13 protein-coding genes and 1 pseudogene are annotated in these 22,087 nt (G+C 69.4%); 12 read left to right on the top strand and 2 right to left on the bottom strand.

The features are described from left to right. Positions 1-9 precede the first annotated feature (9 nt). From EFE23_RS20815 to EFE23_RS20780, 8 genes and pseudogenes are all read left to right on the top strand, one after another. Complete coding sequence (locus EFE23_RS20815; RefSeq protein ID WP_123242621.1) at positions 10-801, top strand: DUF4184 family protein; 792 nt, start codon at positions 10-12, stop codon at positions 799-801. Positions 802-1,221: 420 nt separating this feature from the next. Further along, complete coding sequence (locus EFE23_RS20810) at positions 1,222-2,007, top strand: L,D-transpeptidase family protein (protein WP_123242620.1); 786 nt, start codon at positions 1,222-1,224, stop codon at positions 2,005-2,007. 115 nt (positions 2,008-2,122) lie between these two features. Then, the gene (locus EFE23_RS20805) at positions 2,123-3,052 is read left to right on the top strand and encodes a rhomboid family intramembrane serine protease (protein WP_123242619.1); all 930 of its coding nucleotides are present in this window, start codon (positions 2,123-2,125) and stop codon (positions 3,050-3,052) included. A gap of 139 nt (positions 3,053-3,191) precedes the next feature. After that, positions 3,192-12,269, top strand: coding sequence for a golvesin C-terminal-like domain-containing protein (locus EFE23_RS20800; protein WP_123242618.1), 9,078 nt, complete (start codon positions 3,192-3,194; stop codon positions 12,267-12,269). Between the two features lie 15 nt (positions 12,270-12,284). After that, positions 12,285-12,776, top strand: a complete 492-nt coding sequence (locus EFE23_RS20795; protein WP_123242617.1) for an SMI1/KNR4 family protein — start codon at positions 12,285-12,287, stop codon at positions 12,774-12,776. Between the two features lie 889 nt (positions 12,777-13,665). After that, positions 13,666-14,318 (top strand): annotated as a pseudogene (locus EFE23_RS29605) (AfsR/SARP family transcriptional regulator); the annotation flags it as partial. Between the two features lie 54 nt (positions 14,319-14,372). After that, positions 14,373-15,500 (top strand): AAA family ATPase, encoded by a 1,128-nt coding sequence (locus EFE23_RS20785; RefSeq protein WP_369410327.1) that lies wholly within the window; start codon positions 14,373-14,375, stop codon positions 15,498-15,500. A 71-nt stretch (positions 15,501-15,571) separates the two neighbouring features. Next, positions 15,572-16,264, top strand: a complete 693-nt coding sequence (locus tag EFE23_RS20780; RefSeq protein WP_123242615.1) for an AMIN-like domain-containing (lipo)protein — start codon at positions 15,572-15,574, stop codon at positions 16,262-16,264. Positions 16,265-16,363: 99 nt separating this feature from the next. On the opposite strand, the gene EFE23_RS20775 is transcribed toward EFE23_RS20780, so the two are convergent. Both EFE23_RS20775 and EFE23_RS20770 read right to left on the bottom strand, forming a co-directional pair. After that, complete coding sequence (locus EFE23_RS20775) at positions 16,364-16,639, bottom strand: hypothetical protein (RefSeq protein ID WP_123242614.1); 276 nt, start codon at positions 16,637-16,639, stop codon at positions 16,364-16,366. Positions 16,640-16,686: 47 nt separating this feature from the next. Continuing rightward, entirely contained in the window at positions 16,687-17,118 is a 432-nt protein-coding gene (locus EFE23_RS20770; RefSeq protein WP_123242613.1) for a RusA family crossover junction endodeoxyribonuclease, read from the bottom strand. A 553-nt stretch (positions 17,119-17,671) separates the two neighbouring features. On the opposite strand from EFE23_RS20770, the gene EFE23_RS20765 reads away from it, so the two are divergent. Genes EFE23_RS20765 through EFE23_RS20750 form a run of 4 tightly spaced genes read left to right on the top strand, consistent with a single transcriptional unit; the run spans position 17,672 to position 22,015 of the window. Continuing rightward, on the top strand, positions 17,672-18,961 hold the full coding sequence (locus tag EFE23_RS20765; protein ID WP_123242612.1) for an ABC transporter substrate-binding protein: 1,290 nt from the start codon (positions 17,672-17,674) through the stop codon (positions 18,959-18,961). Then, complete coding sequence (locus EFE23_RS20760; RefSeq protein WP_123242611.1) at positions 18,958-19,956, top strand: carbohydrate ABC transporter permease; 999 nt, start codon at positions 18,958-18,960, stop codon at positions 19,954-19,956. The genes EFE23_RS20765 and EFE23_RS20760 overlap by 4 nt, the downstream gene beginning before the upstream one ends. 1 nt (position 19,957) lies before the next feature. Further along, positions 19,958-20,794 (top strand): carbohydrate ABC transporter permease, encoded by an 837-nt coding sequence (locus tag EFE23_RS20755; RefSeq protein WP_123242610.1) that lies wholly within the window; start codon positions 19,958-19,960, stop codon positions 20,792-20,794. A gap of 9 nt (positions 20,795-20,803) precedes the next feature. Continuing rightward, the gene (locus EFE23_RS20750) at positions 20,804-22,015 is read left to right on the top strand and encodes an ABC transporter ATP-binding protein (RefSeq protein ID WP_123242609.1); all 1,212 of its coding nucleotides are present in this window, start codon (positions 20,804-20,806) and stop codon (positions 22,013-22,015) included. The last annotated feature ends 72 nt before the right edge of the window (positions 22,016-22,087 follow it).

The raw sequence follows: 22,087 nt of genomic DNA, 5'->3' as shown, positions 1-22,087 counted from the left end.
GTCCGGAATGTGCCGTTGACCTTCCCGTCCCACCTGGCGCCGGTGCTGCCGCTGAAGCTGTGGCGGCCCCGCTGGTTCGACGGGGTGGCGCTGGCCACCGGCGCGGTGGCGCCGGACGTCGGCTACCTGTTCACCGGGGCCGGGTGGGCGCCCGGCCTGCGTACCCACACCCTCGGCGGGCTGCTCTGGTGGTGCCTGCCGGTCGCGTTGGCGTACGCCTGGCTGGTCCGCCGGGTGATCGCCGGCATCGCGGTGCACCTGCCGCTGGATCGGCTCTTCGGCTGGCGGGACCACGCCGCGCTGGCCGGCGTGCGGCATCCCTGGCAGGTCACCGTCTGCTCGGCGTTGATCGGCGCGGCGAGCCACGTCGCGTGGGACCGGATCACCCACTCCGACCGCTGGCCGCGTCTGCTGGGCATCGCGGACTTCCACGCGGCGACCGGCCTGTACTGGTGGCAGTTCGCCGACGTGCTCGGTTCGCTGGGCGGCGGCGCCGTGGTGCTGGCCCTGGCGGTGCACGCGGCGCGCCGTCGTGAGATCTTTCAGGGGGTACCCCCACCGGCCCCACCGGCTCGGCCGGCGGTCTTCTGGCGGGTGGCGCTGGCGGTGACCGCGCTGGGCGCCCTGGTGCTGCCCGCACTGCCAGCGGCGACCATGGCCGCGCCGGCCGGCGTGCGGCTGCTGCACCTGGCGGCCCTGGCGATGATCGCGGGGGCGGCCGGTGCGGGCAGCCTCGGACGGGCCCGACGGCAGGCCGGGCCGATTGCTCGCCTCGACCAGGAACAGCGCCAGATCGGCTGACCCTGTTACGCCGACATGCCGCATTTCAACGTTGGTATCAATCACATTCTGCCGGCCCCGCAAATGCTTGTTCGACCTGCGGAAAGCTGCCTAACCTGGGCCCGCGTTCACGGCTCTTCGGGGTGAGTCGGGGACGCGCCGAAGTCCGGTAGTTGGGCACTGTGGAGCTGAGTGCAGGCGGGCCGGCTCGCCGTGTTGAGCCCGGCGTGGGCGGCGTGCCACGCCCGCCGCGCTCGCAACGGCGAATTACCGCTACCACACCGGACGGCTGGGGGTCAGGACCGGGGAGTTGCGGACCCGGTCCTGACCCGTCCGGCGTTCGCCCCGCTACCTCAGCGCCGCACATCCCTCCCCAGATTTCCCAAAAATTCATCCCTTATGGGACAGTGGAGAAACGCGCGAAGTGCGAGGATCTCCCGAATGAAGCGGAGATCTCTGATTCTCGGTGCGGCGGCCGGCGTCGCGGCTCCCGTCATCGCCTCTGGCGCGACGCCCGCGGCGGCCACGACCCGGGACGCCACGGCCACCAGCGACACCAGCGTCCGGCCGTCCACGAAGCCCGCCTACGTCCCGTCCCCGACCAACAAGGCCGCCAACCTCAAGACCCTGCCACCGAACACCAAGCAGGTCATCGTCGTGACCACGGCCAGCAACACCACCTGGTCCGCCACCCTCGAGACCTACGCAAAGGTCCGCGGCCGCTACTGGACCCCGGTGTCCGCGCCGCTGCCCGCCCGGATCGGGTCCAAGTTCTTCAGCGACAACCACGTCGAGGGCGAGCCGACCACGCCGACCGGCGTCTACGCCATCGGCCCGACCATGTACGGCATCTCGCCCGACCCGGGCGTCCACTACCCCTACCACCAGGTGGTCACCAACGACTGGTGGAACGAGGACTCAACGTCGCCCTACTACAACACCTTTCAGCACAGCACCGCCACTCTCGCCCCTCCCAGCGAGAAGCTTTGGACGCAGACGACCGCCTACAAGCACTTCGCCGTGATCACCTACAACATGCCGCCGAACGTGCCCACGCCGGTGCCGAACGCGGGCAGCGGGATCTTCCTGCACGAGTTCACGTCCGGCGCCACCGCCGGCTGTGTGAGCCTGTCGCACGACCACCTGGTCGGCGTGCTCAGGTGGCTCAGGCCGGAGGCCGACCCGCGCATCGTGATGTGCCCGGTGCAGAACCTCAGCCGTTACTGACCCCAGCCACGGACGGCTACGCTGACCGTCCACCAGACAGACAGCCCCCGGCCGCCCTGCGGCCGGGGGCGCTTCTGGCCCATCCGCCGACGAACGACCTGGGGACCCCCTGCCCATGGACACGATCAGCACCGGCCAGCCCTCCGGCGAGGAGGCCACCACCTGCTACCGGCACCCCAAGCGGGAGACCCTGCTGCGCTGCACCCGCTGTGACCGCCACATCTGCCCCGACTGCATGCGCGAGGCCCCGGTGGGGCACCGCTGCCCCGACTGCGTCCGCGAGGACAACCGCACGGTCCGCCAGGCGCGGACCGTGTTCGGCGGCCGGGTGACCGGCCGGACCGTGGTGACCTACACGCTGATCGCGCTGACCGTGCTGGCCTACCTGGCCGAACTGGCCCGGCCGGCGCTCATCGGCCAGTTCGACAGCCTCGGCACCGGGCTGGTCGACGACGCCGGCCAGCAGTACGTCGACGACGGCGGCCCGTACGACGGGCTCCGGCCGATCGGGATCGCCCACGGCGAGTGGTACCGGCTGATCACCCCGGCGTTCCTGCACTCCCTGCCCACCCAGGGCGTCCTCGGCATCCTGCACATCGTCTTCAACCTCTACTGGCTGTGGGTGCTCGGCCGGGTCGTCGAGGAGCGCCTCGGCGGGGCCCGTTTCCTCGCCCTCTACCTGCTCTCCGCGGCCGGCGGGACCGTCCTGGGCTTCCTGGTCGACCCGCACCAGCCGGCGATCGGCGCCTCCGGCGCGGTGTACGGCCTGGCCGGCTGCTACTTCGTCCTCACCCGACGGCTGCACCACCACCCGATCGACCCGAACCGGCTGATCATCCCGTTCCTGATCTGGATGGTGTTCTCCGCCGGCTGGACCTCCTGGGAGGGGCACCTGGGCGGCCTGCTGGCCGGCGGGGCCGCCGCCGTCGGCCTGGCGTACGCCCCGGCGAAGCGACGCAGCGTGGTCCAGGCGGCGGTGCTCGTCGGGCTGGCGGTGCTGCTCGTCGCCCTCGTGGTGGTGAAGTCGCTCGACCTCACCGGCTGACCCGGCACTGCCGCGGCTGGCTGGGAAGTAGCTGAGAGATAGCCGCGCGTGTATCGGTTGTTCCTAGCCTTCACCCGTCCTGTCACCAGAGTTGACCGGAGGGTAACGGGTGAGGAGACCATCACGAGGCCCCCTGATCGTGGGTCTGGCGTTGGCCGTGGTGGCCACGCTGGGCGGGGTCGCGGTCCTACCGGACCGCGACCCCGCCGCGACCGAGCAGGCCGCGCAGAGCGGGAAGAAGGACGACGGCGGCCTGCTGAGCCGCCTCGGCGACGCGGCCCGCGGCCTGGTCGAGGGCGGTGGCCACCGGGCGAAGCCCGAGGTGGTCAGCGCCGGGCTGTACCGGGAGGAGAAGCCGGTCGCCGGCCGGAAGTGGCCCGCGCAGAAGCGGGTCAGGGAGCTGACCGGCAAGCGGTCCGGGAACGCCAAGGTCTACCAGCTGTCCGACGGGCGGTTGCAGGCGGAGATCTCCGCGGTGCCGGTGCACTACCAGGACGGCAAGGGCGACTGGCAGCCGATCGACACCACGGTCCGGCCGGTGGACGAGCCCGGGTACGTGCAGGGCAACCGGACGAACACGTTCACCAGCCTGTTCGGGGACAGCTCGGATGAGCTCGTGCGGTTCGAGCGGGACGGCCGGAGCGTCGAGCTGGGCCTGGCGGGTGCCGCCAAGGGTGTGACGCCGAAGGTGTCCGGCTCGACCGTGACCTATCCGGGTGTGGCCGGTGGCGCGGACGTGGTCTACGACGTGACCAGCACCGCGTTGAAGGAGAAGATCGTCCTGCGGGCGGCGCCGGCCGGTCCGGTGTCCTACACCTTCACCCTCGACACGAAGGGTCTGACCGCGCGGCAGCGGGCGGACGGGTCGATCGCGTTCCTGGGCCGCGACGGCGGCGCGCCGGTGTTCGTCATGCCGGCGCCGTTCATGTACGACAGCAAGGACGACAAGTCCTCCCCGCACGGCAAGGTGTGGTCCGACAAGGTCACCCAGAAGGTGACCCAGTCCGGCGCGACGTCGACCGTCACCATCACCGCCGACGCCGGCTGGCTGGCCGACCAGGCCCGGGTCTACCCGGTGGTGATCGACCCGACGATCAAGCTGCAGCCGGTGCCGACCGACGCGCAGGACGTGTACATCTACTCCGGCGCCACCGGCACCAACTACAACGACACCTACCAGCTGAAGGTCGGCACGGACGCGTCCAACGCGTACCGGACGCTGGTCAAGTTCGACGTCGGCGCGATCCCGCCGAACACGCCGATCGACGACGCGCAGCTGCAGATGTACTACTCGCAGACCCACTACGCGTGGGGCTTCGACGTGGCCATGGAGGCCCGGCGAGTCACCCAGCCGTGGAGCGAGTCCACCGCCACCTGGTCGAACATGAACGCCAACATGGCCGCCCAGCCGGCCGGCAACATGGTCACCCAGGACGACGGCGACGCCGGCACCTCGGTGGTCGGCACCTGGTCGTACTCGGGCAACACGGCGCTGACCCCGCTGGCCGTCAACGGCGACTACCGCTACAACAACGACACCACGACCGGGCACACCCACACCTGGGTGCCGACCATCACCGAGGCCGGCAACTACCAGGTCGAGGTCCACTACGTGTCGGAGTCGGACCGGCCGACGAACGCGCCGTACACCGTCTACTACAACGGCGGGTCGAAGACGTACACCGTCGACCAGACCGGCAGCGGCCTCGGCGAGTGGAAGACCCTCGGGGTGCACCCGTTCGCGGCCGGCACCACCGGCAAGGTCGTCCTCGGTGACGTCTCCGGCAAGTCGGTGATCGCCGACGCGGTGCGGTTCACCAAGTGGGGCGCGACCACCAAGAAGGCCGCCGTCTCCAACGTGTGGAGCTCGTTCCCGGTCCGCAACGTGGTGCAGGACTGGGTCAACGGCACCTACGCCAACAACGGCTTCATGGTGAAGGCGGTCGACGAGGCCACCAAGGGCCGCGGCGGCCCGATCTTCGAAGCCTCCGAGTTCGCCTACAACAACGCCCGCCGCGACTACAACCTGCCGAAGCTGGTCATCACCTACGGCCGGCCGGGCGTGGCGGTCAACCCGCCGACGACGCTCACCTCCACCGGTGCCGTGCTGGACTGGCCGGCGTACGTGGACCCGTCGTCGTCCACCGCGGACGACGCGGTGGAATACCAGGTCCACCGCAGCATCTACCAGAACTTCACCCCGTCGGCGGCGACCCTGATCGCGCCGGTGTCCACCAGCACCCGCACCTACCAGGACACCACCGCGATCCCGACGGCGGCGGACAACACCGACCCGCTGGCCAGGAAGTTCTACTACTACATGGTCGCGGTGAAGACCCGCGACGGGCAGATCATCGCCGGTCCCACCCAGTCGGCGATCCTGCCCAAGGCCGGTCAGATCACCCGGATCTACCGGACCGGCACCACGGACACCACGTTGTCGCAGGCGCGACCGACGGAGAACGTGGACGTCTACGACGGTGACCCGTACGTCAGCCCGGGCAACAACTCGTCCTACTACGGCGACACCCACGGCCTGGTGAAGTTTCCGACGCTGACCGGCATCCCGACGGACGCGAAGATCGTCGACGCCGACCTGCGCCTGTACAACACCTCGCCCTACCCGGGCACCGACACCGACGAGTACGTCGACGTCTACAAGCTCAAGCGCAACTTCACCGAGACCAAGGCGACCTGGAACACCTACGACGGCACCAACGCGTGGACCACCGCCGGCGGTGACTACGACACCTCCTGGAAGGCCAGCAACAACGGGTTCACCAACGACCCGGAGTGGGCCTCCTGGGACGTCACCCCAGCCGTCGACGGCTGGGTGAAGAACTCGGCGACCAACTACGGCCTGCTGCTGCGCCAGCGGGACGAGACCAACCAGACCGCGCGGGCGATGCTGCTGTCGTCGGAGGCGCAGGAGCCGCTGCTGCGGCCCACGCTGGAGGTCACCTACCTGGAGCAGACCGCGGAGTCCACCTACTACGCGGCCTCGACCCCGGCGCTGGCCACGGCCAACTCCACGTACACGGTGCCGGTGACGCTGTCGAACCCGACGCTGGCGGCGTGGAACCCGACCGACTGGGAGCTGGCGTACGACTGGAAGCGGGCCGACGGGGTCACCGACGGCGCGGACACCAGCTACGAGGTGGCGACCGCGCTGCCGAAGAGCGTGCCGGCCGGCGGCACGGTCGACGTGTCGGCGCAGGTCAAGACCCCGCCGTCGTCGACGGAGGGGAACAAGCGCACCGACTATGTCCTGCAGTGGGACCTGCGCAACAAGCTGACCGGCAAGAAGCTGTCGGAGACCGCGTCGATCCCAGCGCTGCCGCAGAACATCGCGGTGGAGGAGCCGACCTCCGACCAGCTCGGTCTGGAGAAGTTCTACTCGTACGCGGGGAAGAACACCGGTGCCGGCGGCACCCTGATGAACAACCTGTACTCCGGCAACACCGTCTGGTCGTACAACGCGTTCAACAACCCGTCGCGCGGCCTGTCGACGTTCGTGCGCTTGGCGTACAACTCGCTGGACACCACGGACACGGTGGCCGGCTACGGCTGGTCGCTGCAGGCGTCGTCGATGATGCGCCTCGGTGCCCCGCTGGACTTCCACCCGAACCCGAACCCCACCAAGGTCACCCTGACCGACGGTGACGGCACCAGCCACTGGTTCACCTGGGACGCCACCGCGAACGAGTGGAAGAGCCCGAAGGGCGTGCACCTCTACCTGCAGAAGTACAGCAGCGTGGACTGCAAGCCCAACACCGACGAGCCGAAGGCGTGGGTGCTCACCCGGCCGGACCGGACGCAGTTCTTCTACGACTGCGAGGGCTTCCTGTCGAGCATCGTGGACAACAACGGCAACGAGATGCTCTTCACCTACGAGGAGCGCAAGTCCAACAACAAGCCGACGAAGTTCCTCAAGTACCTGACCGACCCGACCGGCCGGATCACCCTGACCATCGACTACTACGCCAAGGGCCAGACGTACGACTACATCGACGACACCACCTGGAACCGGGTGTCCGGTGCGACGAACCTGACCAACCCGAAGATCATCGACCACGTCTCGCGGATCACCGACATCTCGGGACGCAAGCTCACCTTCACCTACACCGACAAGGGTCTGCTGGGTGAGCTGATCGACGGCGCCGGCTCCACCAACGGAGCGCCGAAGACGTTCAAGTTCGCCTACGACATGACCCAGGGGAACAAGAACGTCAAGCTGGTCAAGGTCACCGACCCGCGGGGCAACCCGACCAGCCTGGTCTACAACTACCCGCAGACCGGCGACGACCCGCAGTTCCACTGGACCACCAAGTCCTACACCGACCGGCTCGGCTACCTGACCCAGTTCGGCTACGTCGACCCGGACGGCCCGCAGGGCCACAACATCAACGCCACGGTCACCGACGCGGAGAACCACGCCACCCAGTACCTGCTGGACGGCTACGGCCGGGCGTACCAGTTCACCAACGCCAAGAACGAGGTCACCAAGACCGGCTGGGACGACGACCACAACGTCATCCGGCTGGAGGAGGCCAACGGCGCCGTCTCCACCTGGGCGTTCGACCCGAAGACCGGCTACCCGACCGAGACCAAGGACGCGGAGGCGGTTAAGAACGGCTGGCCGGGGACGGTGCTGACCTACCAGCGCTCACTCAACGGCTACGTGGCCGAGATGGTCAGCAAGACCAGCCCGGAGGGGCGGAAGTGGACCTTCACCTACACCGGTGAGGGCGACTTCGCGACCGTCACCGACCCGGTCGGCAACACCACGGCGACCGCCGGCGACTACACGAGCACCAACACCTACGACGAGTGGGGCCAGCTCACCGCCGCCAAGGACGCCAACGGCAACACCACCAAGTACGACCTGTTCCACGCCAGCGGCTACCCGACGCTCATCATCGACGCGGGCAACGGCACGTCGAACTTCACCTACGACGACCGGGGCAACGTCACCGAGGTCAAGAACGGCAAGAACGCCAAGGTGACCCAGGCGTACGACACCTTCGGCCGGCCCACCACGAAGGTGGAGCCGATGGACGCGGCCAACAACCGCTACATCACCACCAAGGCCCCGGTGTACGACGCCAACGACAACATCACCACGGCGTACGCGGCCAACGGTGCGGTGTCGACCTCCGTCTACGACAAGGCGGACCAGGTCGTCGAGACGCTCGCCCCGAAGGACGAGGCGACCGACCCGGAGCGCAAGACCACCACCACCTACGACAAGGTCGGCAACGTCCTCACCGTCACCGAGCCGCAGGGCAACCTGACCTCGACGGTGGGCGACTACACCACCACGACCACGTACGACGAGATCTACCAGCCGATCGAGGTCACCAACGGCCTCGGCCAGAGGGTGAAGTCGGAGTACGACAACGTCGGCAACGTCACGGTCCTGTACGACGCGAAGAAGACCGCCAGCGCGGCCGACGACTTCACCACGAAGTACGAGTACGACCTGAACCACCGGGTCGTGAAGACCACCGACGCCATCGGCAAGTTCACCACCGCCCGGTACGACAAGGACGGCCTCACCGTCGGCACCACCGACGCTGAGGGCAACGAGTCGCTGGCGACGTACGACGCCCGCGGCGCGCTCGTCGAGTCGAAGGTGCCGTACGACAAGGACGGCGCCGGCACCATCACCTATCGGACGACGAAGTACGAGTACGACCAGGTCGGCAACCAGACGAAGCTGATCACTCCGCGCGGGGTGAACACGACCGACGACGCCGACGACTTCTCCGTGGTGACCGTCTACGACGCGCTCAACCGCAAGAAGGAGGAGTGGTCGTCCTACGACAAGGACGACAGCCGGTACAACACGCCGGACAAGACCTTCTACACCTACGACGAGGTCGGCAACCTGGCGCAGGTCAGCGCGCCCCCGTCGGACGGGCAGACGGTCCGCAACATCACCAAGTACGACTACTACGACAACGGCTGGACGAAGACGTCCACCGACCCGTGGGACATCGTCAACTCGTTCGACTACAACGACCTGGGCCAGCAGACCAGGAACACGCTGACCTCGGCCGGTGGATCGGTCACCCGGACGATGACCTGGGACTACTACCAGTCCGGTAACGAGAAGGGCCGCTCGGAGGACGGCGTGCCGGTCGGCAAGGACGTGGTCCTGGTCGACAACTCCGACTCCAACAACACCGCCAGCCAGGGCACCTGGAGCAACGGCGCGGCCACCGGCCAGTGGGGCTACGACGTCTCGACCGCCCCGGCCGGCAGCGGGTCGGCGCAGTTCAACTGGCAGCTGACCATCCCCCGGGACGGCACGTACGAGGTGTTCGTCCGGCACCCGCAGGTCAGCGGCGCCGCGACGGACGCGAAGTTCACCATCACCCACGACGGCGGCAGCGTCACCAAGACGGTGAACCAGACGCAGAACGCCGGCGCCTGGATCAGCCTGGGCAGCTACTCCTTCAAGGAGGACGGCGTCCAGAAGATCACCCTGACCGATCAGGCGACGGGCAAGGTGCTCGCCGACGCGGTCAAGCTGGTGCGGGACAACTCCGCCGACGTCGACAACGAGAAGAAGGAGTTCACCTACCGGTACAACCCGAACGGGATGATGGTCGAGGTCAAGGACCTGAGCCCGGGCGCGAAGATCAGCCGGTACGACATCGCGTACGACCAGCTCAACCAGATCTCCACGGTCAAGGAGTTCGTCGGCGCGACCGACAGCACGCCGAAGAACACCACGGCCCTGACCTACGACGACAACGGCAACCCGCTCACCTCGACCCACGACCTCACCTGGTCCAAGATCGAGTACGACGCGCGGGACATGGTCGCCAAGGTGACCAACGCCGACTCGCCGACGGCCGGTAACCAGCAGATCTCGACGTTCACGTACACCGCCCGCGGGCAGATGCTCAAGCAGACCAAGCCCAACGGCAACACCGTGGACTTCGAGTACTACCTCGACGGCGCCACCAGGCACCAGCTGGAGAAGACCTCCGGCGGCACCACCGTCGCGGAGCACAACCTGCAGTACCAGGCCAACGGGCACCCGTCGCGGGACGTGCTCAAGTTGATGAACGCCGACAACTCGTCGGATTACATCGACAACACGTACGTCTTCAGCTACGACCCGCAGGACCGGATCGCCAAGCTGGACAAGACCGGTGACAGCACGTCGACGGAGACCTACACCTACGACGCCAACGGCAACACGGTGTCGCAGACCGTCGACGGGACGACCAGCACCAGCAAGTACGACCGGAACCGGCTGCACTCGACCACCACGGCGGGTGTCACGTCGACGTACAACTACGACCCGCTCGGTCGCCTCGACACGGTGTCGGTCGGTGGCCAGCGGGCGCAGAAGTACTACTACGACGGCTTCGACCGGACGGCGAAGACCACCTCGGGCATCGGCTCGAACGCCAAGACCACGACCTACGTGTACGACCCGTTCGACCGGACGGTGTCGCAGACGACGGCTGGTAAGACGACCTTGTTCACGTACCTGGGGATGGACAACCAGGTGCTGCGCGAGGAGGTCGCGGGCAAGGCGACCAAGTCGTACCAGTACGCGCCGTGGGGTCAGCAGCTGACCCAGATCAAGCACAAGGACGACGGCTCGCGGGAGTACTCGCAGTTCATCTACCGGCCGCGTGGTGACGTCATCGGGATCACGAAGGAGGACGGCAAGACCCGGGCGACGTACGGCTACACGGCGTACGGCAAGGACGACGAGTCGCAGTTCACGGGCGTGGACAAGCCGGGTGCGCAGCCGGAGGGGGAGGAGCCGTACAACGCGTTCCGGTTCAACGCCTCCCGGTGGGATGCCAACTCGGGCACCTACGACATGGGGTTCCGCAACTACGACCCGGGTCTGAACCGGTTCCTGACGCGGGACGCCTACGGCGGTGCCATGGCGGACATGAGCCTGGCGACGGATGCGTTCACGGGTAACCGGTACGCGTTCGCCGGTGGGAACCCGATCAGCTTCGTGGAGTTGGACGGGCACCTGTTCGGGATGTCGTGGTCGGACATCGGCCACGCCGCCCTGGACGTCGCCGGCATGGTGCCGGTGATCGGTGAGGTCGCCGACGTCGCGAACGGCATCTGGTACGCGGCCGAGGGCAACTACGTCGACGCGGCGATGTCCCTGGCCTCGGCGATCCCGCTCGCCGGTAACGCGGTGGCCGCGGCGAAGCTGGCCAAGACGGGCAAGAAGATCGCCGACGGCATCGACACCGCCCGCGACATCGAAAAGGCGGCCGAGAACGCCAAGAGCATCGAGAAGGGCGTCGAAGGCGCCACCGACGTCAACAAGGCGGCACCGACCAACACCCCCAAGCCGAAGGTCGACGAGCCAACGGTACCGAAGCAGGACGTGCCTGAGGACTCTTGCCTCCTCAGGCCGAACAGCTTCGTCCCCGGCACCAGGGTGGTGATGGCCGACGGTTCCGCGAAGGCCATCGAGCAGCTGAAGGTCGGCGACGGGGTGCTGGCCACCGATGTCGAGTCGGGCGAGAACCAGCTACGGACGGTGACCGACGTCCGCAGCGTCGAGGGTAAGAAGACCTTCGTCACCTTCACCGTCGACGTGGACGGCGATCAGGGGTCCAAGACAGGCAGTATCACGTCGACGGCCGCCCACCTGGTCTGGTTGCCTGACATGGGCATGTGGGCGAAGGCGGAGCAGCTCAAGCCCGGCATGTGGCTGCAGGCCGCCGCTGGTGACTGGGTCAAGGTCACCGCAGTCAAGCGCACCGTCAAGCACGAGCGTGTCCACAATCTGACGGTTGACGGCGTGCACAGCTACTATGTGGTCGCCAACGACACTCCACTGCTGGTTCACAACTGCGGAGGTACGGTAGGCGGACACAAGACCACCTGCACGTGCGCCTCGGGCGGCACGCCAGTGGGCCCGAGGAACGCCAGTCTCGCCGGCGGCACGCACCCCAAGACGAACGTTCCGTTCGATTCGCAGGGCTTCCCGGACTTCACGGCCCACAAGGACCCGAGCGTCCCGGACGTCTTCATCACGTTGACCGGTGATCCGAAGAAGGACTTCAGACTGGCGGATAAGGCCGCAGGTATCACGGAGGCCTACAGGAAGGGCAAGTGGACGTGGCACCATCACCAAAACTGTGGACAGATGCAACTGGTTAACATGGCCATTCACGCCAAAACCGGTCACACCGGTGGGGCCTCGATTTGCTGAAGGTTGTTGCTTGAGATGACATCTCCATTCGAAGAAGGTCCGTCGTCGTGGACCGGACCAGCGCTGACCGAGGACATGGTTCGCCGAGCGGAGGAAACGCTCGGGGTTCGCTTGCCCCGGAGTTACGTGGAGCTGATGTATCAGCAGAACGGCGGTGTTCTGAAGAACAGCTGCTACCCCACGGATTTCCGGACGTCCTGGGCTGCTGACCACTTTGGAGTAGACGTCATCATGGGTATCGGACACGAGGAGGGGATCGACGCCCAGTCCGCCGAACTGATTTCGGAGTGGGACTACCCCGACGTCGGGGTGGTAATCGGTGTCACGCCGATGGCAGGGCCGGACACGGTCATGCTGGACTACTCCGAGTCCGGCGCGGACGGGGAACCCGTAGTCGCCTACGTCGGTGAAGACAGGACTCCTAGGCGAGTCGCCGATTCGTTCGAGGAGTTCATGAATGGCCTGGTCCCATGCGAAACGTATGAGGACGAAGACGAAGGCGAGTAGCATCTGATTGACTGTGGGCCCATTCCTTTCGAACAGGAATGGGCCCACGGCCATGTCCGTAGCCGGATGCAGGGCGCCCGTTGTTCCGCACCGGGTTTGATGGAGACATCGAAACCTGGGAGGAACACCAGCGATGCCCGCACCGAAGAAGTACCCCGACGATCTGCGTGAGCGTGCGACCCGGTTGGTGGTCGAGGCCCGCCGTGATCCGGCGTCCGCGGTCGGAGCGATCCGGCGGATCGCCGATCAGCTCGGCGTTCATGACTACTCCGACTGCGGCCCGCAGGGTGAGCCCGCGGTCGCGTACATCGGCGAGGATCGGGTGCCCCGGTGGGTCGGCCGAGTCGTTCGGCGCGTTCATCGACGGTCTCGTCCCGTGCGAGACCTATGAGGACGAAGGCGACGGTCCCGCAGCGGGCTGAGCCGCCACGGCCGCGCCGGCGGCAGCGTCGCCCCGTGCGGGACGGGGTGTGATCATCTGTTCGGCTGAGTGCCGGCGATACGTGACGCCAGGCGCGGGGAGTCGACTGGATCACCGAGATCACCGTCTGGAAGGCGTGACGGATCGTGAAGGTGCGCCGGTCGCGTCCCTTCGGCCGGTTGGCGCGGATCTTCTTTCCAGGTAGACTGGCACCGATCCCTGTCGGGCGGGTTTCTCGCAGGCGCGCCGGGGTAGCACCCGCGGGAAGACTGTGGTGGGCGACATCCTGTGCGGTCACTATCCGTCATGAACTGCCGGGAGCGTCCCCGGCGGCGTTTCTGTTACCGCGACACGCCGCACGGTGATATTGACGTTCGTCACGCTCGACTGTCTGGTTTGTTCCTTGTTGCCTGCGAAGCGGGCACCTAGCCTGGGCGGCGCGTCAAGGGTCAACGGGGGAGCGGCGCGATGGAACTGCAGATCCGGCTCTTAGGCACGGTGGAGCTGTGCGTCGATGGCCAGGCCGTCACGCCCGGCGCGGCAAAGCGACGGGCCGTCCTGGCCGGGCTGGCGATCGAGGCGAACCACTCGGTCCCCCTGCCCCGGCTGGCCCAGATGGTCTGGTCGGACCACCCACCAACCTCCGCCAAGGCGAACCTGCGTACCCATGCCGCCGGCCTGCGGCGCACGCTGGGCGACCGGCTGGTCGCCCGGCCACAGGCGTACGAGCTGCGGCTGGCACCGCACGAGCTGGACGTCACCGAGTTCCAGCGGCTGGCGGGGGAGGGGCGGGCGCTGCTCGCGTCGGCCGATCCGGCCGGCGCGATCGAGACGCTGAGCACGGCGCTGGCCTGGTGGCGGGGCCCGTCCGGCGACGCCCTGCCCCGGGGCACCGCAACCGGTGGGCCGCCCTCGACGAGCAGCGGCTGCAGGTCTTCGAGGAGCTGGCCGAGGCGCGACTGGCCGCCGGTGAGCACGCGCACGTGCTCGCCGAGTTGCGCGGGCACCTCGCGGCCCACCCGCTGCGGGAGCGGGCCTGGGGGCATCTGATGCTCGCCCTCTACCGGTGCGGGGACGTGCCGGGCGCGCTCACCGTCTACCGGGACGCCCGGGCCGTCCTCGACGAGCAGCTCGGCCTCGAGCCCGGCGAGGAACTGGCCAGGCTGCACCGCGCGATGCTGGACCGCGCGCCCGAGTTGTCGTACCTGCCGCCGGCCGCGCCGATCGTGACCACGCCGGCGCCGGTCGCGGGAGCCCGGCCCACGGTCGGCTGGGCCGTGCCCCGCGAGTTGCCCGCGGACCCGGTCACCTACCTCGGACGTGCCCGGGAAACCGCCGACGTGGTCGCGACGGTGACCGCCGCCACCCCGGCCGCCGTGGTCGTCACCGGTGCCCCCGGCAGCGGCAAGACCACCCTCGCGGTACGCGCCGGGCACGCCGTATCCGCCGACTTCCCGGACGGGCAGGTCTTCGTGGACCTCGGCTACCGGACCTCGGTGACGGCGGGGGAGGTGCTGGCCCGGGTGCTGCGCGCGCTCGGCGTGCCGGCCGCCGACGTGCCCGAGAACACCGACGAGCGGGCCGGCTGGTTCCGCTCCCTGGTCGCCGGGCGCCGGCTGCTGCTGGTCGTCGACGGGGTGACCCGCGCGGCCCAGGTCCGCCCGCTGCTCCCCGCCGGGCCCGGTCCCGCGCTGATCGCGGTCGCCCAGCGGCACCTCGGCAGCCTGGACGGCGTACGCCGGGTGGCGCTGCGCCCGGTCGGGGCCGCCCAGGCCCGCGAGCTGCTGGCCGCGTTCGCCGGGCCGGAGCGGCTGGCCGCCGAGCCGGCGGCCACCGCCGACCTGGTGCGGATCTGCGGCGGCTCGGTGCTCGCGCTGCGGATCGCCGGCGCCCGGCTGGGCCGGGGGCCCGGCACCCCGGTGTCCGCGCTGGTCGCCGAGCTGGGTGACGGGCGGGGTCGGCTGGACCTGCTGGCGTACGAGGACCTTTCGGTGCGGGCCAGCCTGGCCACCGGCGTGGCGGCGGTCCGCTCCGACGACGAGGTGGCCGGGCGGATGCTCGAGCTGCTCGCCGCCCGGCCGGACACGCCGGTGGAGACCGCCGCGACCCAGCTCGGCGTCTCCCCGCAGCGGGTGCACCGGGCCCTCGACGACCTGGTCGACGCGCACCTGGCGCAGCGGACCGGCCACGGCGACTACCAACTGCCGGCGCTGGTCCGCGACTACGCCGCCGAGCTGGCCGGCGTGCCGCAGGTGACCGCCCGCACGGCGACCAACCGGCGGTTCGACCCGCTGGCGGCCTGACCGCCGAGGCGGTGGTCGACCCGGGATGATCGGCCCTGGTGGGGGTGTATCCAGCGGGGCGACACTGAGCCATGAGACCTCAGCGCGTACCACTGCTCGCCGGCGTGGTCGTGCTGCTCGCGGCGGCCTGCACGACGACCGACCACGACGGCGCGACCCCTGCGCCCTCGACGGCGCCCGCCCCCGGCGCGACCGCCGCCACCACGCCCGCCAGCCCCATCGCCCCGGCCGCCACCACCGCCGCGCCGTCCGCAGCGAGCGACTGGCGGGTGACCTACGGGTGGGCGGTGCCCACCTCGGCGGCCCGGGTGCGACACCCGGTCCGGGTGCCGGTCACCCCGGCGCCGGGGGAGCCGCTGCCCGTTCTGGTACGGATCGAGGTCGGCGACCACCCCGCCGAGGGCTACAGCCGGATCACCTTCGTGTTCCGTGGCCCCACCCCGTCGTACCAGGCCCGGTACGTGTCGAGAGTGGAGTCCGACGGCAGTGGCATCCCGGTGAGCCTGCCCGGGAACACCTTCCTCACCATCCGCTTCGACCCGGCCCAGGCACACGACAGCACCGGCCGGAGCACGGTGAGCGCGCCGCCGCGGACCATCGGCTACCCGGCGCTGCGCGGCTGGGCGCCCGCCGGAGACTTCGAGGGGTACGTCACCGTCGGCCTCGGGGTGCGGACCTCGGGCGGGCGGCTGCCGGTGCGGCTCGGCGAGTCGACCCGGCCGGACGGCACCCATGTCGTCTCGCTGGACCTGCCGCGCGGCTGATCGACGCGGACCGCACCGGCGGCCAGCCGGAGAGCGCGCGACGGCGCCAGGTCGCGGCGCCGCATCGGGCGCGTGGCGACCTGGCGTCGGCGGTCGGGCTCAGGCGACCTCGCCGCGGACGATCGCCACCGCCACCCGGCAGAACTCGTCCATGTCCGGATTGAAGCCGGCGGCGATGTCCGGGTGCAGGCCGGCGCGGGTCTCGTCGAGCAGCCGACGACAGACCTCCTCGACCGGCTCGCCCGCGTAGCTGGCGCGGACCCGGTCGGTGGCCGCCTGCAGGGCCGAGGTCAGCTGATCCTCCAGCGGGCCGCGCAGCTTCTGCTGCACGGGGTCGAGCCCGCTCGGATCGAGCGTGACATGTGGCTCCGACATCGGCGCTCCCTTCGTCGGCGTCCGCGGTACCCCACCGCGGTCGTCGGTCAAACCACCGCCGGTACGGCGGCCACCCGGACCTGGTACGAGAAGTCCTCCGCCGGTTCCTCGGCGTAGGACAGGCGACGGATCTGCCGGTCGTCGCCGTAGAGGGCGACGTCGACCAGCACTCCGAGGTGGGCCAGTCCGATGTTGGCCACCCGCTTCTTGTCCTGGAGCACGGCGCACACCCCGCCCAGCAGGGTGCTGGCGTCGGAGGTGCGGTGCCCGGGCGGGCAACGCAGGGTCAGGTCCACCTCGACCGGCCCGTCCAGCGGGGTCCAGCCGGTGCGCTGGGCCGCCGTGCAGGCCGCCTGGAGCAGCGCACGGACCCTGGCCGCCTGGCGGTGCCCGGCGGCGAAGATGGACAGGGCCTCGGTCTTGACCGGGGGCAGGCCGCTCACCTCGAACGTCAGGGCGAGAGCGCGGGTGTCCTGCACGACGGCACCTCCTCGTTGGGCTCTGATCCTGCCCAACCGGTGGGACCGCAGAGGGACGTTCGCGCGAGAACCAACCGATCGGGCGGGCTGGGGTCGGCCGGAGGCGTATCGACGTCGACGGCGAACGCGCTGGCTGCGGAGCTGACCTGACGCTAGTCCACCGCGCGGACGGTGGGTAGCCTCGCCGTCCACGAGGTGGGACGACCGAGTCGCCTCGCCCCTCCTGGCCCTCCTGCCGTCCGGATCCGCCGCCCCCTCCCGGCGCGTTGCGCCCTCGTCCACGGGTTGCGCCCTCGTGCCCGGAAAGAGTGGCCACTCCGCGCGGGATGGCCACTCTTTCCGGGCACGAGGGGCCCAAGGTGGGCGTGGGGTTTCCGCCGTAGTGACCGTTCCGTGACGGCCAGGTTTCGCAATGTCGCAGGTCGGGCACTGTGAGGCCCACGAAACGCCCGGGGTGCGGGCGGCCCCGTGGTGGCCGGTGCCCCGACCGTATCGCCGTGCGCCGGGGCACGGGTGACTTCCCCCGGCTCTCGCCGATGGAAGGGGGAGGGCGATGACGACAGACCCCGACAGGGCCGACCGGCGGCGGCCAGGCAGACGTGCGGCGGCGGCAGCCGCCGCACTGGCGTTGGTGGCGCCGCTGGCCGCGTGCGGGTCCGGTGGTGGGGACGGCGGTACGCCGACGATCAACCTCTACTACCCGCCCGAGCAGAACCTGCAGAAGGTGGTCGACGACTGCAACGCCCAGGCACAGGGGCGTTACCGGATCGCCTACCGGGTGCTGCCGCGGCAGGCCGACGACCAGCGGGTGCAGCTGGTGCGCCGGCTCGCCGCGCAGGACAGCGGGATGGACGTGCTGGGCCTCGACGTCACCTGGACCCAGGAGTTCGCCAGCGCGCACTGGATCCGGGAGTGGACCGGGGCCGACAAGGCCGAGGCGGAGCAGGGCACCCTGGCCGGCCCGCTGGACACCGCCCGCTACGAGGGCAGGCTGTACGCGGCGCCGAAGAACACCAACGTCCAGCTCCTGTGGTACCGCACCGACCTGGTGCAGCAGCCGCCGAAGACGTGGGACGACATGATCAAGGCGGCCCAGGAGCTGAAGCGGCAGGGCAAGCCGTACCAGGTGCTCACCATGGGCGCCCAGTACGAAGGGCTGGTCGTCCTCTACAACACCCTCGCCGAGAGCGCCGGCGGGCACATCCTCAGCGACGACGGCAAGAAGGCCGTGATGGACGACGGCACCGTCCGCGCCCTGGAGCAGCTGAAGAACTTCGCCACGTCGGGCGTGACGTCGCCGTCGTTCAGCAACGCCACCGAGGACCCCGTCCGGCTGGAGTTCCAGTCGGGCACCGGCGCCTTCCAGGTCAACTGGCCGTTCGTGTATCCGGCGATGCAGGAGGCGAACCCGGACCTGGCCAAGAAGGTCAAGTGGGCCCGGGTGCCGGGGGTCGACGCGAACGCCCCCAGCAAGGTCACCATCGGCGGGGTGAACCTGGCCGTCAGCACCTACTCCAAACACCCGACGGAGTCCTTCGAGGCCGCGAAGTGCCTCCGCAACGCGAAGAACCAGAAGTTCTCCGCGATCAACGACGGCGTCCCGCCCACCATCGAGGCGGTCTACGCGGATCCGGAGATGGACAAGGCGTACCCGATGAAGCAGACCATCCTGGAGGAGCTGAAGGAGCCGGCGGTCCGGCCGCTGACCCCGGCGTACCAGAGCATCTCCACCGTGATGTCGGCGATCCTGTCGCCGCCGTCGGACATCCGGCCCGAGCGGACCGCGGACGAGCTACGGCAGGCCATCGCCGACGCCCTCGAGTCGAAGGGGGTCCTGCCGTGAGCGTGAACGCCACTCCCGCCGGCGCCGACGTCGCCGCCGACGAGACCGCCACCCGGACCGGCCGGCACGCGGCCGTGCCCGGGCAGCGGACCCGCCGCCGGACGAAGCCGCCGCTGAGCGAGAACAAGCGGGCCGAGCGCCGGCTCGGCTGGCTGCTCTGCGCGCCGGCCGCGCTGGTCATGGTGCTGGTCACCGCGTACCCGATCCTCTACTCGGTCTGGCTGTCGCTGCAGCGCTTCGATCTGCGCTTCCCCGACCAGCGGGAGTTCGTCGGCCTGGAGAACTACGCGACGGTGCTGACCAACCAGTTCTGGTGGACGGCGTTCGGGGTGACCGCGCTGATCACGGTGGTCACCGTGGCGGTCGAGCTGGTGCTCGGCATGGCCCTGGCGCTGATCATGCACCGCACCCTGGTCGGCCGGGGCATCGTCCGTACCGCGGCGTTGATCCCGTACGGCATCGTCACCGTGGTGGCCGCCTTCTCCTGGCGGTACGCCTGGACGCCGGGCACCGGATACCTGGCGAACCTCTTCGACGGCAGCGCGCCGCTCACCGAGCGGGCCAGCTCGCTGGCGATCATCATGCTGGCGGAGATCTGGAAGACCACCCCGTTCATGGCGCTGCTGCTGATGGCCGGGCTGGCGCTGGTGCCGGAGGACCTGCTCAAGGCCGCCTCCACCGACGGCGCGACCGCCTGGCAGCGGTTCACCAAGGTGATGCTGCCGGTGATGAAGCCGGCGATCCTGGTCGCCCTGCTGTTCCGCACCCTGGACGCGTTCCGGGTGTTCGACAACATCTTCGTGCTCACCGCCGGCGGCAACGAGACCTCGTCGGTGTCGATGCTCGCCTACAACAACCTGATCCGGGGTTTGAACCTCGGCATCGGCTCCACGATGTCGGTGCTGATCTTCCTCACCGTGGCGATCATCGCGTTCGTCTTCGTGAAGCTGTTCGGCACCGCTGCTCCCGGCAGCGACGATGGGGAGAGGCGCTGAGATGGCAGTCGAAACCACCACGCGGGCGAAGCTTCGCTGGGGCCTGCTGGACGTCATCGTCGTCGTCTTCGCGCTGGTCCCGGTGCTCTGGATCGCCTCGCTGTCGTTCAAGACCCCGGGCACCCTCACCGACGGCAAGTTCTGGCCGCGGGAGTGGACGCTGGACAACTACCGGACGATCTTCGACACCAACCAGTTCGTCCGGGCCCTGGTCAACTCGATCGGCATCGCGCTGATCGCCACCCTGATCGCGGTGGTGCTGGGCGCGATGGCCGCGTACGCGATCTCGCGGCTGGACTTCCCGGGCAAGAAGCTGCTCGTCGGGGTCTCCCTGCTGATCGCCATGTTCCCGCAGGTGTCGCTGGTGTCACCGCTGTTCGAGATCGAGCGGCAGCTGGGACTCTTCGACACCTGGCCGGGGCTGATCCTGCCGTACATCACCTTCGCGCTGCCGCTGGCGATCTACACGCTGTCGGCGTTCTTCAAGCAGATCCCGTGGGACCTGGAAAAGGCGGCGAAGATGGACGGCGCCACCCAGGGCCAGGCGTTCCGGCGGGTGATCGCCCCGCTCGCCGCGCCGGGGGTGTTCACCACGGCGATCCTGGTCTTCATCTTCTGCTGGAACGACTTCCTGTTCGCCATCACGCTCACCTCGACCGAGCGGGCCCGGACGGTCCCGGTGGCGCTGTCGTTCTTCACCGGCGAGTCGCAGTTCGAGGATCCCACCGGGGCGATCTGCGCCGCCGCCGTGGTGATCACCATTCCGATCATCCTCTTCGTGCTCTTCTTCCAGCGCCGCATCGTCTCCGGCCTGACCTCCGGCGCAGTCAAGGGATAGGTGGTAGTCGTGGCTGACATCGTGCTCGACAAGGTGAGCAAGCGGTTCCCCGACGGGACCATGGCGGTGCGGGACGTCGACCTGGAGATCGCCGACGGCGAGTTCGTGATCCTGGTCGGCCCGTCCGGCTGCGGCAAGTCCACCACGCTCAACATGATCGCCGGGCTGGAGGACATCAGCTCCGGGGAGCTGCGGATCGCGGGTGAGCGGGTCAACGACCGGGCGCCGCGCGATCGGGACATCGCCATGGTGTTCCAGTCGTACGCGCTCTACCCGAACATGACCGTGCGGGAGAACATGGCCTTCCCGCTCCGGCTGGCGAAGCTGGACCGGGAGACCATCAACAGCAAGGTGGAGGAGGCGGCGAAGGTCCTGGAGCTGACCCCGCTGCTGGACCGCAAGCCGGCCAACCTCTCCGGCGGGCAGCGGCAGCGGGTGGCGATGGGCCGGGCGATCGTCCGCCAGCCGAAGGCGTTCCTGATGGACGAGCCGCTGTCCAACCTCGACGCCAAGCTGCGGGTGCAGATGCGTACCGTGGTGTCGCGGCTGCAGAAGCAGCTCGGCACCACCACCGTCTACGTGACCCACGACCAGACCGAGGCGATGACCCTCGGCGACCGTGTGGTGATCATGCGGGGCGGGGCGGTGCAGCAGGTCGGCCCCCCGCAGGAGCTCTACGACCACCCGAGGAACCTCTTCGTCGCCGGGTTCATCGGCTCGCCGTCGATGAACTTCCTGCCGGCCACGGTCGGGGACGGCCGGCTGCGGACCGCGCTCGGTGACGTGCCGGTCGGCGACCGGGTCCGCCGCCAGCTCGAGGGCGGCGGCGACGCGCCGCGCGAGCTGATCCTCGGCATCCGCCCCGAGCACTTCGAGGACGCCGCGCTGATCGACGAGGAGACCCGCCGCCGGGGCATGGAGTTCGAGGCGCCGGTGGAGATCGTCGAGTCGATGGGTTCCGACAAGTACGTCTACCTCACCGTCGAAGGGGAGCGGGCCACCGCCGCCGAGCTGGAGGAGTTGGCCGCCGACGCGGGCGCGGCCGACTTCACCGGCGCCGGATCCAACCTGGTCACCCGGCTGTCGGCGGAGTCGCCGGTGCGCGAGGGTGAGAACCGGCGGGTCTGGTTCAACCTGGAGAAGATCCACCTGTTCGACCCGTCCACCGGCCACAACCTCACCCTGCACGAGGGACGCGCGGCCGGCGCGCTCGCGGACTGAGCCGGCCGTACGCGGGGGCCGGTGACGCCGTCACCGGCCCCTCGCCCGTGCTGACGGGGGCGCGACGCCCAG

Source organism: Micromonospora solifontis (genome assembly GCF_003725545.1).
Lineage (GTDB): Bacteria > Actinomycetota > Actinomycetes > Mycobacteriales > Micromonosporaceae > Micromonospora > Micromonospora solifontis.
This window is presented reverse-complemented; position numbering and strand designations above follow the sequence as displayed.

What these genes read in the sequence shown, in the direction of transcription:
- EFE23_RS20780 (WP_123242615.1), top strand. Translation starts at nt 15,572, where the DNA reads ATGAGACCTCAGCGCGTACCACTGCTCGCCGGCGTGGTCGTGCTGCTC.
- EFE23_RS20775 (WP_123242614.1), bottom strand. Translation starts at nt 16,639, where the DNA reads ATGTCGGAGCCACATGTCACGCTCGATCCGAGCGGGCTCGACCCCGTG.
- EFE23_RS20765 (WP_123242612.1), top strand. Translation starts at nt 17,672, where the DNA reads ATGACGACAGACCCCGACAGGGCCGACCGGCGGCGGCCAGGCAGACGT.
- EFE23_RS20810 (WP_123242620.1), top strand. Translation starts at nt 1,222, where the DNA reads ATGAAGCGGAGATCTCTGATTCTCGGTGCGGCGGCCGGCGTCGCGGCT.
- EFE23_RS20805 (WP_123242619.1), top strand. Translation starts at nt 2,123, where the DNA reads ATGGACACGATCAGCACCGGCCAGCCCTCCGGCGAGGAGGCCACCACC.
- EFE23_RS20785 (WP_369410327.1), top strand. Translation starts at nt 14,373, where the DNA reads ATGCTGGACCGCGCGCCCGAGTTGTCGTACCTGCCGCCGGCCGCGCCG.
- EFE23_RS20755 (WP_123242610.1), top strand. Translation starts at nt 19,958, where the DNA reads ATGGCAGTCGAAACCACCACGCGGGCGAAGCTTCGCTGGGGCCTGCTG.
- EFE23_RS20795 (WP_123242617.1), top strand. Translation starts at nt 12,285, where the DNA reads ATGACATCTCCATTCGAAGAAGGTCCGTCGTCGTGGACCGGACCAGCG.